This is a genomic window from Pseudomonas sp. QL9 (genome assembly GCF_041409665.1).
GTDB classification, from domain to species: Bacteria; Pseudomonadota; Gammaproteobacteria; order Pseudomonadales; family Pseudomonadaceae; genus Pseudomonas; species Pseudomonas knackmussii.
The window spans coordinates 3343241-3359520 of the sequence record NZ_CP166971.1 but is presented as its reverse complement, the minus strand read 5'-3'; the positions used below and the strand labels follow the sequence as shown (position 1 = coordinate 3359520).

The following is a 16280-nucleotide window of genomic DNA, read 5'->3' as shown; positions in this document are numbered from 1 at the left end:
CCATGACCCCGCCCGCCGAGCCCGCTATGCTTGCGCCCCAGCCACGCCGCCGCGCGTGAGACATCTCATCTGGACGAGTTGCCCCCCATGCATGTGCTGTTCAGCGTGTACCTGAAGATGCTGGTGCTCTACAGCCCCTTCTTCGTGCTTTCCTGCTTCATCAGCCTCAGCCGCGGCTTCGCCCCGCGCGACCGCAAGCGCATGGCCTGGCGCGTGGCCCTGGCCGCGCTGATCGCCAGCGTGCTGCTGTACCTGTTCGGCCGCTACATCTTCACCCTCTTCGGCATCACCGCCGACGCCTTCCGCATCGGCGCGGGCTCGGTGCTGTTCATCTCCGCGCTGGGCATGGCGCAAGGGCGCTCGGCGGTGCAGAGCGACAACGTGCAGCAAGACGTCACCATCGTCCCGCTGACCATCCCCATCACCGTCGGCCCCGGCACCATCGGTGCACTGCTGGTGATGGGCGTCGGCCAGCCGTGGGAGGACAAGCTGCTGGCCATCGCGGCCATCCTCGTGGCCTGCCTCACCCTCGGCATCACCCTCTACCTCTCCGACAAGATCGAGAAGATCCTCGGCGAACAGGGCCTGCAGATCGTCAGCCGGCTGATGGGCCTGTTCGTCTGCGCACTGGCCGCGCAGATCATCATGACCGGCGTGCGGGGCTACTTCCTGCCGCCCACCTGATGCGCCCGAATGGGGTGAGAACGGCGACGATGGCCGCCGTTCGCACCAAAGCGGCGCACCAAAAACCCTGACCATTCCGGCAGAAATTCCCGCCGAGGCCTTCTACGACAAGACTTTGCGCTGCTTGGCACGGATGCTGCGATAGCCCTCCCGACCCGCAGGGGTCCCCTACCCACTTCGGGAGGCTGCTCGGATGGCGGCGTACACGCCGCCCGGCGTCCTCCTCGTGTCAGGAAGCCAAGGAGGCTGCCGCGATGAAACGTCGTCCCCTGTTGAAAAGCGCTCTGGCAGTGAGCGCACTCATGCTCACCGGTCTGTTCCCCTTCAGCTCCCATGCCGCCGACACCATCAAGGTCGGCATCCTGCATTCGCTCTCCGGCACCATGGCGATCTCCGAGACCTCGCTGAAAGACATGGCGCTGATGACCATCGACGAGATCAACGCCAAGGGCGGCGTGAACGGCAAGAAGCTGGAGCCGGTGGTGGTCGACCCGGCCTCCAACTGGCCGTTGTTCGCCGAGAAGGCTCGCCAACTGCTGACCCAGGACAAGGTCGCGGTGGTCTTCGGCTGCTGGACCAGCGTGTCGCGCAAATCCGTGCTGCCGGTGTTCGAGGAACTCAACGGCCTGCTCTTCTACCCGGTGCAATACGAGGGTGAAGAGCTCTCGCCGAACGTCTTCTACACCGGCGCCGCGCCGAACCAGCAGGCGATTCCGGCGGTGGAATACCTGATGAGCGAGGACGGCGGCGGCGCCAAGCGCTTCTTCCTGCTCGGCACCGACTACGTCTACCCGCGCACCACCAACAAGATCCTGCGCGCCTTCCTGCACAGCAAGGGCGTGGCCGACAAGGACATCCAGGAGGTCTACACGCCGTTCGGCCACAGCGACTACCAAACCATCGTCGCGGACATCAAGAAGTTCTCCGCCGGCGGCAAGACCGCGGTGATCTCCACGGTCAACGGCGACTCCAACGTGCCCTTCTACAAGGAGCTGGCCAACCAGGGCGTGGAAGCCACCGAAGTGCCGGTGGTGGCCTTCTCGGTCGGCGAGGAAGAACTGCGCGGCATCGACACCAAGCCGCTGGTGGGCAACCTCGCGGCCTGGAACTACTTCGAGTCGGTGAAGAACCCGGAGAACGAGAAGTTCGTCGCCGCCTGGAAGGCCTACGCCAAGGCGAAGAACCTGCCGAACTACAGCACCGCCGTGACCAACGACCCGATGGAAGCCACCTACGTCGGCATCCACATGTGGGCGCAGGCCGTCGAGAAGGCCGGCAGCACCGACGTCGACAAGGTCCGCGAGGCCATGGCCGGGCAGAGCTTCAAGGCGCCTTCGGGCTTCACCCTGACCATGGACAAGACCAACCACCACCTGCACAAGCCGGTGATGATCGGCGAGATCCAGGACGACGGTCAGTTCAACGTGGTCTGGAAGACCGCCGAGCCGATCCGCGCCCAGCCGTGGAGCCCGTTCATTCCGGGCAACGACAAGAAGCCGGACTACGCGGTGCGCAGCAAGTAACGCCGCAGCCCCCAGGCCGCGCTTGCCCTGCAGGCGCGGCCTGGGCCTCCGCCTCCGCCGCACCGGGATGACCGCATGCCCACTGCCCTCACTCGCCTTATCCACAGCTGCGCGCTGATCCTCGCCGCGCTGCTGCCCCTGTCGGCCCTCGCAGGGCCTGCGCAGGACTTCGCAACTGCCGATAACGAGGCACGCGGCAAGCTGCTCGAACAATGGGCCGCCGCCCCCGAAGCCGACCGCCTGCCGCTGCTCGAAGCGCTGCTGGCCGGCAAGTTCGCCGTCGACAGCCAGAGCCACGCCTTCCTGCTCGGCGACGACAAGCAGTACCACGCCGCCGAAGGCGATGCCGCGCCCGCCGGCGAGCCCGACAAGCTGCGCCTGAACAACCGCCTGCGCGGCCTGCTCAACACCGCCCTGGCCAGCCACCAGCTGGTGGCGAAGGACTCGGCCGTACGCCTGGAAGCCGCCCGCCAGTTGCAGAAGACCGCCAAGCCCGCGCAGCGCAATCTGCTCGCCTACCGTGTCGGCCTGGAGCCGGACGACCAGGTGAAGGCCGCCCTGCAGCTCGCCCTGGCCAACCTGCAGCTGGCCGACGCCGATCCGCAGGTACGCCTCTCCGCCGTGCGCCTGCTCGGCGAATCAGGCGATCCGCTGGCCCTCACCCGCCTGCAGAACCTGCTCGACCCGAGCGTCGAAGCCGACGAGCAAGTCCGCACCGCAGCCGCCACCAGCCTGGCCCAGGTAAAACGCCGACTGATGGTCGGCGACCTGCTCGGCCAGGCCTTCAGCGGCCTGTCGCTGGGCTCGATCCTGCTGCTCGCCGCCCTCGGCCTGGCGATCACCTACGGCCTGCTCGGCGTCATCAACATGGCCCACGGCGAGATGCTGATGCTCGGCGCCTACTCCACCTACGTGGTGCAGTCGTTGCTGCAACGCTTCGCCCCCGGCCTGCTGGAGTTCTACCCGCTGCTCGCGCTGCCGGTGGCCTTCCTGGTCACCGCCGCCATCGGCATGGCCCTGGAACGCACGGTCATCCGCCACCTCTACGGCCGCCCGCTGGAAACCCTGCTCGCCACCTGGGGCATCAGCCTGGTGCTGATCCAACTGGTGCGCGCACTGTTCGGCGCGCAGAACGTCGAGGTCGCCAACCCGGCCTGGCTGTCCGGTGGCATCCAGGTGCTGCCGAACCTGGTGCTGCCGTGGAACCGCATCGTCATCATCGGCTTCGCCCTGTTCGTGCTGGCACTCACCTGGCTGCTGCTCAACCGCACACGGCTCGGCCTGAACGTCCGCGCGGTCACGCAGAACCGCAACATGGCAGCCTGCTGCGGCGTGCCCACCGGGCGCGTGGACATGCTCGCCTTCGGCCTCGGCTCGGGCATCGCCGGGCTCGGCGGCGTGGCGCTGTCGCAGGTCGGCAACGTCGGCCCGGACCTCGGCCAGAGCTACATCATCGACTCCTTCCTCGTAGTGGTGCTCGGCGGCGTAGGCCAGCTCGCCGGCAGCGTCTGCGCCGCCTTCGGCCTCGGTGTGGCGAACAAGATCCTCGAACCGCAGATCGGCGCCGTGCTGGGGAAAATCCTGATCCTCGCGCTGATCATCCTGTTCATCCAGAAGCGCCCACAAGGCCTCTTCGCCCTCAAGGGGAGGTTCGTCGAATGAACCAGCCACTGACCGTCAGCGCCGCGCAGAAGGCCGGGCCGAAGCTGACCCTCGGCCTCGCCGGGCTGGCCTTCGCCGTGCTCCTGGCGCTGCCGCTGCTGCACCTGCTGCCGGAAGACAGCGCGCTGCACCTGTCCGCCTACGGCCTGACGCTGACCGGCAAGATCCTCTGCTACGCCATTGTCGCGCTGGCCCTGGATCTGGTCTGGGGCTACGCCGGCCTGCTGTCCCTCGGCCACGGCCTGTTCTTCGCCCTGGGCGGCTACGCCATGGGCATGTACCTGATGCGCGAAGCGTCCGGCGACAGCCTGCCGGCGTTCATGACCTTCCTCTCCTGGACGCAGCTGCCCTGGTACTGGCAAGGCACCCAGCACTTCCTCTGGGCGCTGTGCCTGGTGGTCCTGGCGCCCGGCCTGCTGGCCCTGGTGTTCGGCTTCTTCGCCTTCCGCTCGCGGATCAAGGGCGTGTACTTCTCGATCATGACCCAGGCCCTGACCTACGCCGGCATGCTGCTGTTCTTCCGCAACGAGACCGGTTTCGGCGGCAACAACGGCTTCACCGACTTCCGCAGCATCCTCGGTTTCCCGATCACCGCGCCGGGCACCCGCGCTGCGCTGTTCCTGGCCATCGTCCTGCTGCTGGCGGCGAATCTGGCGCTGGGCTTCGCCCTGGCGCGCAGCAAGTTCGGCCGGGTGCTCACCGCCCTGCGCGATGCCGAGAACCGCCTGATGTTCTGTGGCTACGACCCGCGCGGCTACAAGCTCTTCGTCTGGACCCTGTCCGCAGTGATCTGCGGCCTGGCCGGCGCGCTATTCGTGCCTCTAGTAGGAATCATCAATCCCAGCGAGATGTCGCCGACCAACTCCATCGAGGCCGCCGTCTGGGTCGCCCTCGGCGGGCGCGGCAGCCTGATCGGCCCGCTGCTCGGCGCCGGCGTGGTGAACGGCGCGAAGAGCTGGTTCACCGTGGCCTTCCCGGAATACTGGCTGTTCTTCCTCGGCGCCCTGTTCATCGTCGTCACCCTGTACCTGCCCCGGGGCATCCTCGGGCTGATCAAGCGGGAGAAAGCGCAATGAGAGCCGTGCCCCACCTGATGCTCGAACCGGCCTTCGACCCCTCCGCCGCCAGCCGCGACGCTGTCGGCCTTGGCTCCAGTGCCGACGGCAGCCTCGACGTACGCCACGGCACCGTACTGACCCTGGAAGACATCAACGTCAGCTTCGACGGCTTCAAGGCCCTGCGCGACCTGACGTTGTACATCGGCCTCGGCGAGCTGCGCTGCATCATCGGCCCCAACGGCGCCGGCAAGACCACGCTGATGGACGTGATCACCGGCAAGACCCGCCCCGACAGCGGCAAGGCCTACTTCGGCGAAACCCTCGACCTCACCCGCATGAGCGAGGTGGAGATCGCCCAGGCCGGTATCGGCCGCAAGTTCCAGAAACCCACGGTGTTCGAGGCGCTCAGCGTGTTCGAGAACCTGGAGCTGGCGCAGAAGGCCGACAAGTCCGTATGGGCCAGCCTGCGCGCGAAGCTCACCGGCGAGCAGAAGGACCGCATTGAAGAAGTGCTCACCACCATCCGCCTGCGCGAGTCGCGCAACCGCCCGGCCGGGCTGCTCTCCCATGGCCAGAAGCAGTTCCTCGAGATCGGCATGCTGCTGGTGCAGGAGCCGCAACTGCTGCTGCTCGACGAGCCGGTGGCGGGCATGACCGACGCCGAGACCGAGTTCACCGCCGAGCTGTTCAAGTCCCTCGCCGGCAAGCACTCGCTGATGGTGGTGGAGCACGACATGGGCTTCGTCGGCAGCATCGCCGACCACGTCAGCGTGCTGCACCAGGGCCACGTGCTGGCCGAGGGTTCGCTGGACGAGGTGCAGGCCAACGAGCAGGTCATCGAGGTTTACCTCGGGCGTTGAGGCGCCCACCCGAGAACCGGAACCGTAGGGCGAATGAGGCTACGCCTTATCCGCCGCCAAACGCAGGGAAGAACCCATGCTGCAAGTCGACAAGCTCCACCAGTACTACGGCGGCAGCCACATCCTCCGTGGCCTGTCGTTCGACGCCAAGATCGGCGAAGTCACCTGCCTGCTCGGCCGCAACGGCGTCGGCAAGACCACCCTGCTGCGCTGCCTGATGGGCCTGGTGCCGGCGCGCGAGGGCAGCGTCAGCTGGGAAGGCAAGGCCATCACCGGCTTCAAGCCGCACCAGCGTGTGCACGCCGGCATCGCCTATGTGCCCCAGGGCCGCGAGATCTTCCCGCGCCTGTCGGTGGAGGAAAACCTGCTGATGGGCCTCTCACGCTTCAGCGCCAAGGAAGCCAAGGCGGTGCCGGAGTTCATCTACGAACTCTTCCCGGTGCTGCGCGAGATGAAGCAGCGCCGCGGCGGCGACCTCTCCGGCGGCCAGCAGCAACAACTGGCCATCGGCCGCGCCTTGGCCAGCCGCCCGCGCCTGCTGATCCTCGACGAACCCACCGAAGGCATCCAGCCCTCGGTGATCAAGGAGATCGGCGCGGTGATCAAGAAGCTCGCCCAGCGCGGCGACATGGCCATCCTGCTGGTGGAGCAGTTCTACGACTTCGCCGCCGAACTGGCCGACCAGTACCTGGTGATGGCGCGCGGCGAGATCGTCCAGCAAGGGCGCGGGGCGGATATGGAAAACGAGGGCGTGCGCGGGCTCGTGGCCATCTGATGCTGCAGAGCACTGTCTTCTGGGTTCCCGCGTTCGCGGGAATGACGTTGGGGAAATACGATCTTGCCCCCGTCTTCCCCGCGAACGCGGGGACCCAGAAACACATCCGCACCAGAGTAGTGCATGGCAATTGCACCACGCACCGCAACCGCGCCCATAGCTGACCGATCGGACAACAGCCGCCCCGCGCAGAACCAGGCCTTCCGGGCATCGCGCACTATCCTGGCGCAGAAGGCACGCCAATTGCTCTGACCATGGCTATCTCCCGCACGGCCCATGCCCATGAACGCACCCGCCGCCCTCTTCCACCCCGCCTGGCACGCCGAGCTGGAGCTCGCCTATGCCCGCGTCGGCGACGGCACGCGGCCGGTGAAGCGGCGCCACCTCGGCCCGCTGCGGGTGCAGAAGCACCTCTACGCCGAAGGCCCGGAGGTCTGCCAGCACATAGTCGTGCACCCGCCCGGCGGGATCGCTGGCGGCGACACCCTCGACCTCGATATCCATGCCGGCGCGAACGCCTGGGCGCAGCTCACCAGCCCCGGCGCCGCCAAGTGGTACCGCGCCGCCTGCCCGGCCCGGCAATCGCTGCGCATCCGCGTCGAATCCGGCGCAACCCTGGAATGGCTGCCGCAGGAAACCATCGTCTTCTCCGGTGCCCAGACCGAACTGCACACCGAAATCGACCTCACCGGCGACGCCCGCCTGTTCTACTGGGAGGTGGTCGCCCTCGGCCGCCCGGCCAGCGGCGAGCGCTTCGACCAGGGCCGCTTCGCCGCATCCCTCGACATCCGCCGCGACGGCCGCCGCCTGTGGCACGAACGCCAGCGCATCGAAGGCGGCGACCGCTTGCTCGACTCGCCCATCGGCCTCGCCGGGCAGCCGGTCATGGCCACCCTGATCGCCAGTGGGCAGATCGACGCCGAGCTGCTCGAAGCCGGCCGCGCCCTGCCTTGCCAGGGGCGCGGCAACCTGAGCCAATTGCCCGGCCTGGTCGTCGCCCGTTGCCTGGCAGCCGAGGCGCTGCACGCCCGCGCCTGGCTGATCGAACTCTGGCGCCTGCTGCGGCCGGCGCTGCTCGGCCGCGAGGCCGTACCCCCGAGAATCTGGAGCACGTAGGCGAGGCCATCAGCCGTTCCGATCAGCGCGCCTGTAATTCATTTGGAGAACAGCATGAACGATCTTGAATACCGGCCCTTCGGGTTGCGGCCTGGCGACTCGCCATGCTGCGTTGCGCGCCTAGGAAAGGGAACAACCCTTCCCGTCGGCACGCGCTTTGCCTGACAAGCCGCCAGACCACAACACACTGACCTGAACGACTGAAGGACTCGCCATGGATCTCACGCCCCGCGAGAAAGACAAGCTGCTGATCTTCACCGCCGGCCTGGTCGCCGAGCGGCGCCTGGCCCGCGGCCTGAAGCTGAACTACCCGGAAGCCATGGCGCTGATCTCCGCCGCGCTGCTCGAAGGCGCCCGCGACGGCCGCACCGTCGCCGAGCTGATGCACTACGGCACCACCCTGCTGACCCGCGAACAGGTGATGGAAGGCGTGCCGGAGATGATCCCGGAGATCCAGGTGGAAGCCACCTTCCCCGACGGCACCAAGCTGGTCACCGTGCACCAGCCCATCGCCTGACAGCCGGCGCAGACCGGCGAATCCACGACTGAACCTGCCTGAAGGACGAATCCTAGTGCTCATCCGCGAAGCCACCCCCGCCGACCTCGAAGCCCTGCGCGACATCTACAACGACGCCGTGCTCAACACCACCGCGGTCTGGAACGAGATCGCCATCGACGTGGAGAACCGCCGCGCCTGGCTGGAACTGCGCGCCCAGCAGGGCTTTCCGGTGCTGGTCGCGGAAGACGCCGGCGAAGTGGTCGGCTATTCGAGCTACGGCCCCTGGCGCGCCTTCGACGGCTTCCGCGAGACGGTCGAGCACTCGGTCTACGTGCGCGCCGACCAGCGCGGAAAAGGCCTCGGCGTGGTGCTCCTGCAAGCGCTGGTCGAGCGCGCCCGCGCCCAGGGCCTGCACGTGATGGTGGCCGCCATCGAGAGCGGCAACGCCGCCTCGATCCGCCTGCACGAGCGCCTCGGTTTCGTCACCACCGGGCAGATGCCGCAAGTCGGCCAGAAGTTCGGCCGCTGGCTCGACCTGACCTTCATGCAACTGATCCTCGACCCAAGGAGCGCCCCATGATCCCTGGCGAATACGACATCCAGCCCGGCGAGATCGAACTCAACGCCAGCCGCCGCACCCTCGCGCTGACGGTGGCCAACAGCGGCGACCGGCCGATCCAGGTCGGCTCGCACTACCACTTCTTCGAAACCAACGACGCCCTGCAATTCGACCGCGCCGCGGCGCGCGGCATGCGCCTGAACATCCCGGCCGGCACCGCGGTGCGCTTCGAGCCGGGGCAGAGCCGCGAGGTCGAGCTGGTGGAGCTGGCTGGCGCGCGGCGGGTGTACGGATTTGCCGGACGAGTGATGGGCGACCTCTGAACGCCCCGCCCAGACAATCATCAAGGAGCGCTGGATGAAGATCAGCAGACAAGCCTACGCCGACATGTTCGGCCCCACCGTCGGCGACCGCGTGCGCCTGGCCGACACCGAGCTGTGGATCGAGGTGGAGAAGGACTTCACCGTCTACGGCGAAGAGGTGAAGTTCGGCGGCGGCAAGGTCATCCGCGACGGCATGGGCCAAGGCCAGCTGCCGGCCGCCGAGGTGGTCGACACCGTCATCACCAACGCGCTGATCCTCGACCACTGGGGCATCGTGAAGGCCGACGTGGGCCTTAAGCACGGCCGCATCGCCGCCATCGGCAAGGCCGGCAACCCGGACATCCAGCCCGGCGTGACCATCGCCCTGGGCGCCAGCACCGAAGTCATCGCCGGCGAAGGCATGATCCTTACCGCCGGCGGCATCGACACGCACATCCACTTCATCTGCCCGCAGCAGATCGAAGAGGCGCTGATGAGCGGGGTGACCACCATGATCGGCGGCGGCACCGGCCCGGCCACCGGCACCAACGCCACCACTTGTACTTCCGGGCCCTGGCACATGGCGCGCATGCTCCAGGCCGCCGACGCCTTCCCGATGAACCTCGGCTTCACCGGCAAGGGCAACGCCAGCCTGCCGCTGCCACTGGAGGAACAGGTGCGCGCCGGTGCCATCGGCCTGAAGCTGCACGAAGACTGGGGCACCACACCGGCGGCGATCGACAACTGCCTGGGCGTGGCCGATCGCTTCGACGTGCAGGTGGCGATCCACACCGACACCCTCAACGAGTCCGGTTTCGTCGAAACCACCCTCGCCGCCTTCAAGGGCCGCACCATCCACACCTACCACACCGAGGGCGCCGGCGGCGGCCACGCGCCGGACATCATCAAGGCCTGCGGCTTCGCCAACGTGCTGCCCAGCTCGACCAACCCGACCCGGCCGTTCACCCGCAACACCATCGACGAACACCTGGACATGCTCATGGTCTGCCACCACCTCGACCCGAGCATCGCCGAGGACGTGGCCTTCGCCGAGTCGCGCATCCGCCGCGAGACCATCGCCGCCGAGGACATCCTCCACGACCTCGGCGCCTTCAGCATGATCAGCTCCGACAGCCAGGCCATGGGCCGCGTCGGCGAAGTCATCACGCGCACCTGGCAGACCGCCGACAAGATGAAGAAGCAGCGCGGCGCCCTGGACGGCGACGGCGCGCGCAACGACAACTTCCGCGCCAAGCGCTACATCGCCAAATACACGATCAACCCGGCGATCACCCACGGCGTGAGCCATGAAGTGGGCAGCATCGAAGTGGGCAAGCTGGCCGACCTGGTGCTCTGGCGCCCGGCCTTCTTCGGCGTGAAGCCGAGCCTGATCCTGAAAGGTGGCGCCATCGCCGCGAGCCTGATGGGCGACGCCAACGCCTCCATCCCGACGCCACAGCCGGTGCACTACCGACCGATGTTCGCCAGCTACGCCGGCAGCCGCCACGCCACCAGCCTGACCTTCATAAGCCAGGCCGCGTTCGAGGCCGGCCTGCCGCAGCAACTCGGCCTGCAGAAGCGCATCGGCGTGGTCCAGGGCTGCCGCACGGTGCAGAAGACCGACCTGATCCACAACGCCTACCTGCCGCACATCGAGGTCGATCCGCAGAACTACCAGGTACGCGCCGACGGCCAGTTGCTCTGGTGCGAGCCGGCCGACGCGCTGCCAATGGCGCAGCGGTATTTCCTGTTCTGAGGGAGTGCGCGGGACACCTGTAGGAGCGGCCCATGGCCGCGAATCGCGCGCATGGCGCGCTCCTACAAGGGGCATTGCTGCGAGGATTTCGCGGATGAGATCCGCTCCTACGACAGGCCGTAGGGCGAATAACCCCGAAGGGGTTATCCGCCAACCAATCCCTACAAGAGCGAGCTAACGCAGCTGGCTGTCCTTGCTTCCACGCCGGTTATAGCCGGCGTAGGCCGCCTGCTCCTTGTCGTGCGCAGCCTGGCAGTTCACGCACAGGTGCACGCCGGGCACGGCCTTGCGCCGTGCCTCGGGAATGACTGCATCGCACTCCTCGCAATGCGTCAGGCTTTCGCCTGTGGGCATCTGGCTGCGGGCGCGCGCGATGGCGTCTTCGATGGTGCTGTCGATCTGTTCCTGCACGGCGCCGTCATTCGCCCAACCGCTGGCCATGGCAACCTCCGATCAAAATTTGTACAGACTGCAGATATGGCGCTCGCGCGCCGGCATTGCAAGGGGTAACAGTTGCGGCGCTTTTTCGCGCAGTGCCGCACGGCGCTCTGGAATAGGGCTTCCCCGCGCGCCGCGCAACGAGAACAATAGCCCGCTTTGCCGTTCTGGACGTTCTCGATGCGAATCCCCTCTACCCATCTCCGCCGCTGGCTGCCGCTGGCTCTTCTCACCCTGCTCGGCGCCCAGGCACAGGCCGCCGCGCCCGTCAGCAGCCAAGCCAGCCTGATCGACGCCAACCGCTACCTGCTGCTGCTCAGCGCCACCGGCGACGAGCGCTTCCAGACCTACATGGAAAACACCGGCAAGCGCCTCGACGCGAGCCTGGCCGCCAACCAGGACCCCGCGCTGCGCGAGCTGTGGAGCAACTTCCAGCAAGGCAGCCGCAAGCTGGTCGGCAGCTTCGCCACGCAGAAGCTCACGGCCCAACAGAAGATGAGCCAGAGCCTGGCGCTGGAAGAACCCGTCACCGCCTACCTCAAGGCGCATCCGCAGGCCACGCCGACCCTGGCCGACAACCTGCGCCTGCGCGCCCTGTTCGCCGCCCGCGAGGCCAACCTGCGCAGCGCCGATCCGAAGCAGGCCGATGCCGAGGCCGAGCAGATCAAGGCGCTGGACGCCGGCATCCAGCAGCAAATCGACGCGCTGGCGAAGGCCGACCCGACCCTGCACACCGACCTGAGCAACCGCTGGCACTACCTGCAGGTCAGCCAGAAGAACGGCCAGCTGCTGCCCTATCCGTTCAACGCGCAGATCGACGCCATGCTCGGAAAGCTCGACGCGCGCTGACTCGATTCGTACGGAGAGAATCAGACTTTTCCGATATCTCCGACAGCCAACGGAGAGCAGAATGACAGCCCCCCGCGAGCCGGGACCGCCCCTCCGGCACCGGTTCGCGCATGTACTCCTTTTGGTGCTCGCCCACTGGGCGAGCCGTCTTTTTCCGCTTGCGGAATCCGGACCGGCCGCTCCCTCGGGCGCACTGAAAGTACGCCGGGACCGCAGTGCGGGCTCGCTCCACTCGCCTGCCTCCCGGCAGACGACTGACGAGCCCCCCCAAGCGGACCTGCCACCATGCCTACCCGACTGTCCTCCCTCTTCCGCAACTTGCTGTTGGCTGCACTGACGCTACCCGGCCTGAGCCTGGCCGCCGGCAATGAAACCGCCTACATCCTGCAGGATGCTCAGCGCTGCCTGCTGCTGTTCGCCGCCACCGGCGACGAACACTTCCTCCGCTCGCTGCCGAGCCTGGCCGAACGCTACGAGAAGCAGCTCGCCGACCAACCGGGCGCCACCGCCATGTCGCTGTGGAATGTCTGGCTGTTACATCAGAAGTCAGTCGCAGACGCCAGGGCGCATTACGCGCCGGGCAGCCAGCAACTGCTGGACGCGGTGCGCCAAGCCGGCAAGGCCGTCGATCTGTTGCCAAGATTCCTGCCGGTGGTGCAGGACGAAACACCGCCAACGCTGACGGAGAACTTGCGGCAACTGGCGCTACTGGAGGCCCAGGGCGCCAACCAGAAGCTGCTGGGCGGCGACGAGCAGGCGCGGCGCGAAGCGATTGCCGGCCTGCAAGGGCGCATCGAGGAACAATTGACCGCGCTCCCTGCGAGCCCCGAGAACGAGGCCCTGCGCAGCCACTGGCGTTACCTGCGGCTGAGCGAGCACGAGTCTGCGACCCTGCTCTACCCGTTCAACGCGCAGCTGGAATACCTGCTCGCGCGCCTGAACGACTGAGCGCTTACTCCTTCACTTCCATGTATTCCCTGGCGAAGATCTGGTACTCCTCCGGCAGGGTGTACTTCTTCGCCAGCTCCGAAGCGGTCAGGTCGGAAGCGTCTACGCCGCGCTGCTCGCGCAGGCAGTCGTAGGTGGCCTTGATCGCGGCGAAGTAGGCGGCATGGCCGTCCACCACGATGCGCACGCCGAGCTTGGCCAGGCGCTGGTCGTCGCGCAGCGCCGGGTTGCCGTAGGACACCAGCATCAGCGGCACGCTCAGGTGGCGGGCGATCTGCTCCAGGTGCTCGAAGTCGCGAATGCCGACCATGCAGATGCCGTCGGCGCCGGCGGCCTGGTAGGCCAGGGTGCGGCGGATCACGTCATCCACTTCCAGCACCTCGGCGTTGGTCCGCGCGATGATCGCCATCTCCTGATCCACCCGCGCCTCCAGCGCCGCACGAATCTTGCCGACGCCCTCTTCGACGCTGATCAGGTCGGTGGACTTGCGGCCGAACTGCGCCGGCAACAGCGTGTCCTCGATGGTCAGCGCGGCGACGCCGGCACGTTCCAGCTCGACGATGGTGCGCATCACGTTGAGCGCGTTGCCGTAGCCGTGGTCGGCGTCGGCAATCACCGGCAGGCGCGCAACGCGACCGATGCGGGTGGCCTGCTCGACGAACTCGCTGAGGGTGATGAGTGCGAAGTCGGGGGCAGCCAGAACTTGTAGCGAAGCTACAGAACCACCCAGGATGCCGACTTCAAAGCCCAGGTCCCCGGCGATGCGCGCGGACATCGGATCGAACACCGAGGCGGTGTGATAGCAGGAGGAGGAGTTCAGCAACGCCCGGAAACTCTGGCGTAGCTCGTGGTGGGAGGCTCTGTGCATGGCGGGATCCAACTGCGATCTGGGGGTGGGAAAAGGACTTCGACGGAATCGGAAAACTCATGTAGCAAAACTACAGGGACGCCAAATGTAGCAAAACTACAAGACCTTCCCAAGCACTCTAACGCGTCCACCGTCCAGCGGCGCACGAGCCGATAACCGAGCGTCCAGTCGCGCACTCGCGTATAGTGCCCGGCCGTTTTTTCTCCGGACCTGCGCCATGCCTCACTCCCAAGCCGCCCGCGCCCTGGGCATCGACTTCGGCACCTCCAACTCCACCGTCGGCTGGTGGCGCGACGGGGTGGAACCGCTGATCGAGCTGGAAGACGGCAAGATCACCCTGCCCTCGGTGATCTTCTTCAACGCCGAAGAACGCCGCCCGGTGTATGGCCGCCTGGCCCTGCACGAATACCTCGAAGGCTACGAAGGCCGCCTGATGCGCTCGCTCAAGAGCCTGCTGGGTTCGGCCCTGCTCAAGAGCGAGACCACGGTGCTGGGCAGCGCGCTGCCGTTCAAGGACCTGCTCGGGCTGTTCCTTGGCGAGCTGAAGAAGCGCGCCGAAGCCGTCTCCGGCCACGAGTTCGAGTCGGTGGTGCTGGGCCGCCCGGTGTTCTTCGTCGACGACGACGAGAAGGCCGACCGCGAAGCTCAGGACACCCTGGTGGCGGTGGCGCAGAAGCTCGGCTTCAAGGACATCTCCTTCCAGTACGAGCCTCTCGCCGCAGCCTTCGACTACGAACGCAGCATCACGCGCGAAGAGCTGGTGCTGATCGTCGACATCGGCGGCGGTACCTCGGACTTCTCGCTGGTGCGCCTGGCGCCGGAACGCCGCGAAGTGGCCGACCGCCAGGCCGACATCCTCGCCACCGGCGGCGTGCACATCGGCGGCACCGACTTCGACAAGCAGCTCAGCCTGCAGGGCGTGATGCCGCTGTTCGGCTACGGCAGCAAGATGAAGAGCGACGCGCTGATGCCGACCAGCTACCACCTGAACCTGGCGACCTGGCACACCATCAACGCGGTCTACGCGCAGAAGTCGCAGCTGGCGCTGAAGAACATGCGCTACGACATCGTCGATGCCACCGGCATCGACCGCCTGTTCCGCCTGATCGAACAGCGCGCCGGGCACTGGCTGGCGATGCAGGTTGAGGCCAGCAAGATCGAGCTGAGCGACAGCCAGCGCCGCGACATCGACCTCTCGCGCATCGAGCCGGCGCTGGTCGCCGAGCTGACCCGTGAGCTGTTCGAGGGTGCCATCGAGCCCCTGCTGGAGCGTGTGCGCGGCGGCGTGATGCGTCTGCTGGGCGATGCCGATGTGGACCCGGCCAAGGTCGACACCGTGTTCTTCACCGGAGGCTCCAGTGGCGTGCCGGCACTGCGCCAGAGCGTGGCGGCCATGCTGCCCAACGCCCGCCACGTCGACGGCGACCGCTTCGGCGGCATCGGCAACGGCCTGGCCATCGAAGCGTTCAAGCGTTACGGCTGATGCCCGGCGGCGGATAACCGCTTCGCGGTTATTCGCCCTACACAAAGCAAGGCCACCACTCACCCCAACCCTATACGTAGGGTGCATAACCCCAAGGGGGTTATGCGCCGCAGCCCCAATCGGCGGATAACCGCGAACGGTTATTCGCCCTACGTTCTAGGCACCCAGCGCGGGCTTGGCTAGGCTTGTCTCACTCGCCAGGAGCCCCGTGATGCCTCAACTCCGTATTGCCTTCCTCTTCACCCTCGCCCTGCCGCTCGCCGGCTGTGGCCTCGGCGAAACCGCCGCCACCGCCGAACTGCAGGCCAAGCAGGCTGCCCAGGCGCAGCAGCAGATGCAGCAAGTCACACAGCAGATCGACCAGGCCAACGCCCAGGAGCAGCAGCGCCGGGACGAGGCCGAGAAAGCCGCGCAGTAAGCCCACCCATCGGCCAAGGAGGCCTGACGCCATGAAACACCGGATCCTCGAGCTGCCCGCCTTCGATCTCGTCGGCATGGAGTTCAAGCCCGCCAGCGACGGCAGTATTCGCGCGCTGTGGCAACGCTTCCTGCCGCAGGCGCCGCAGCTCGCCAACCGCACCGACGCCCAGGTGCTCTATGGCCTGTGCACCCACGACGAACGCGGCGAGTTCCGCTATATCGCCGGCGCCCAGGTGTCGCCTGCCGAGGTGCCGCCGGGCATGTTGCAGATCCGCGTGCCGGCGCAGAAGTACGCGGTGTTCGTCCATCGCGGCACCGTCGACGAGATGCCCGACAGCTTCCAGCGCATCTACTCCGAACTGCTCGCCCTGCGCGGCCTCGAACCGCGCCAGGCGCCGGCCTTCGAGCGCTACGACGAGCACTTCAAAGGCCCGGACGACCCCGCCTCCGAGGTCGAGCTGTACATCCCCGTCTACTGAG

18 protein-coding genes are annotated in these 16280 nt (G+C 67.1%); 16 read left to right on the top strand and 2 right to left on the bottom strand.

The window, feature by feature from the left end:
* The first annotated feature begins 87 nt into the window (after positions 1 to 87).
* The 11 genes from ACA097_RS15705 (at position 88) to ureC (ending at position 10794) form a co-directional block, all read left to right on the top strand.
* A complete protein-coding gene (locus ACA097_RS15705; protein WP_371364390.1) occupies positions 88 to 684 on the top strand; it encodes a MarC family protein in 597 nt (198 codons plus the stop codon).
* A 254-nt stretch (positions 685 to 938) separates the two neighbouring features.
* On the top strand, positions 939 to 2207 hold the full coding sequence (urtA, locus tag ACA097_RS15700; RefSeq protein ID WP_371364388.1) for an urea ABC transporter substrate-binding protein: 1269 nt from the start codon (positions 939 to 941) through the stop codon (positions 2205 to 2207).
* Positions 2208 to 2282: 75 nt separating this feature from the next.
* Positions 2283 to 3869 carry an urea ABC transporter permease subunit UrtB gene (urtB, locus tag ACA097_RS15695; RefSeq protein ID WP_371364386.1) on the top strand — a complete coding sequence of 529 codons (1587 nt, stop codon included), beginning with the start codon at positions 2283 to 2285 and terminating at the stop codon, positions 3867 to 3869.
* Complete coding sequence (urtC, locus tag ACA097_RS15690; RefSeq protein WP_371364384.1) at positions 3866 to 4945, top strand: urea ABC transporter permease subunit UrtC; 1080 nt, start codon at positions 3866 to 3868, stop codon at positions 4943 to 4945. The genes urtB and urtC overlap by 4 nt, the downstream gene beginning before the upstream one ends.
* Positions 4942 to 5787 (top strand): urea ABC transporter ATP-binding protein UrtD, encoded by an 846-nt coding sequence (urtD, locus tag ACA097_RS15685; protein WP_160288512.1) that lies wholly within the window; start codon positions 4942 to 4944, stop codon positions 5785 to 5787. Before urtC ends, urtD begins: the two co-directional genes overlap by 4 nt.
* Before the next feature lie 76 nt (positions 5788 to 5863).
* Positions 5864 to 6562, top strand: a complete 699-nt coding sequence (gene urtE, locus ACA097_RS15680; protein WP_371364382.1) for an urea ABC transporter ATP-binding subunit UrtE — start codon at positions 5864 to 5866, stop codon at positions 6560 to 6562.
* A gap of 282 nt (positions 6563 to 6844) precedes the next feature.
* A complete protein-coding gene (locus tag ACA097_RS15675; RefSeq protein ID WP_371364380.1) occupies positions 6845 to 7678 on the top strand; it encodes an urease accessory protein UreD in 834 nt (277 codons plus the stop codon).
* Positions 7679 to 7892: 214 nt separating this feature from the next.
* Positions 7893 to 8195: an urease subunit gamma gene (locus ACA097_RS15670; RefSeq protein WP_043255646.1), complete on the top strand. Its 303-nt coding sequence runs from the start codon at positions 7893 to 7895 to the stop codon at positions 8193 to 8195.
* 55 nt (positions 8196 to 8250) lie between these two features.
* Positions 8251 to 8757: an N-acetyltransferase family protein gene (locus ACA097_RS15665; RefSeq protein ID WP_371364378.1), complete on the top strand. Its 507-nt coding sequence runs from the start codon at positions 8251 to 8253 to the stop codon at positions 8755 to 8757.
* A complete protein-coding gene (locus ACA097_RS15660; RefSeq protein ID WP_371364376.1) occupies positions 8754 to 9059 on the top strand; it encodes an urease subunit beta in 306 nt (101 codons plus the stop codon). Before ACA097_RS15665 ends, ACA097_RS15660 begins: the two co-directional genes overlap by 4 nt.
* Before the next feature lie 34 nt (positions 9060 to 9093).
* Entirely contained in the window at positions 9094 to 10794 is a 1701-nt protein-coding gene (ureC, locus tag ACA097_RS15655) for an urease subunit alpha (RefSeq protein WP_371364374.1), read from the top strand.
* Positions 10795 to 10968: 174 nt separating this feature from the next.
* On the opposite strand, the gene ACA097_RS15650 is transcribed toward ureC, so the two are convergent.
* Positions 10969 to 11235, bottom strand: a complete 267-nt coding sequence (locus ACA097_RS15650; RefSeq protein WP_043255653.1) for a DksA/TraR family C4-type zinc finger protein — start codon at positions 11233 to 11235, stop codon at positions 10969 to 10971.
* Between the two features lie 177 nt (positions 11236 to 11412).
* Between ACA097_RS15650 and ACA097_RS15645 the strand changes: the two genes are divergently transcribed.
* Both ACA097_RS15645 and ACA097_RS15640 read left to right on the top strand, forming a co-directional pair.
* Positions 11413 to 12081 (top strand): type III effector HrpK domain-containing protein, encoded by a 669-nt coding sequence (locus ACA097_RS15645; RefSeq protein WP_371364372.1) that lies wholly within the window; start codon positions 11413 to 11415, stop codon positions 12079 to 12081.
* A 285-nt stretch (positions 12082 to 12366) separates the two neighbouring features.
* Complete coding sequence (locus ACA097_RS15640) at positions 12367 to 13029, top strand: hypothetical protein (RefSeq protein WP_371364370.1); 663 nt, start codon at positions 12367 to 12369, stop codon at positions 13027 to 13029.
* 4 nt (positions 13030 to 13033) lie between these two features.
* On the opposite strand, the gene ACA097_RS15635 is transcribed toward ACA097_RS15640, so the two are convergent.
* The gene (locus ACA097_RS15635; protein ID WP_043255658.1) at positions 13034 to 13897 is read right to left on the bottom strand and encodes an oxaloacetate decarboxylase; all 864 of its coding nucleotides are present in this window, start codon (positions 13895 to 13897) and stop codon (positions 13034 to 13036) included.
* 217 nt (positions 13898 to 14114) lie between these two features.
* On the opposite strand from ACA097_RS15635, the gene ACA097_RS15630 reads away from it, so the two are divergent.
* From ACA097_RS15630 to ACA097_RS15620, 3 genes are all read left to right on the top strand, one after another.
* Positions 14115 to 15380: an Hsp70 family protein gene (locus ACA097_RS15630; RefSeq protein ID WP_371364367.1), complete on the top strand. Its 1266-nt coding sequence runs from the start codon at positions 14115 to 14117 to the stop codon at positions 15378 to 15380.
* 211 nt (positions 15381 to 15591) lie between these two features.
* Positions 15592 to 15798 carry a hypothetical protein gene (locus ACA097_RS15625; protein WP_043255662.1) on the top strand — a complete coding sequence of 69 codons (207 nt, stop codon included), beginning with the start codon at positions 15592 to 15594 and terminating at the stop codon, positions 15796 to 15798.
* Between the two features lie 31 nt (positions 15799 to 15829).
* Complete coding sequence (locus ACA097_RS15620) at positions 15830 to 16279, top strand: GyrI-like domain-containing protein (RefSeq protein WP_043255664.1); 450 nt, start codon at positions 15830 to 15832, stop codon at positions 16277 to 16279.
* Position 16280: the final 1 nt, after the last annotated feature.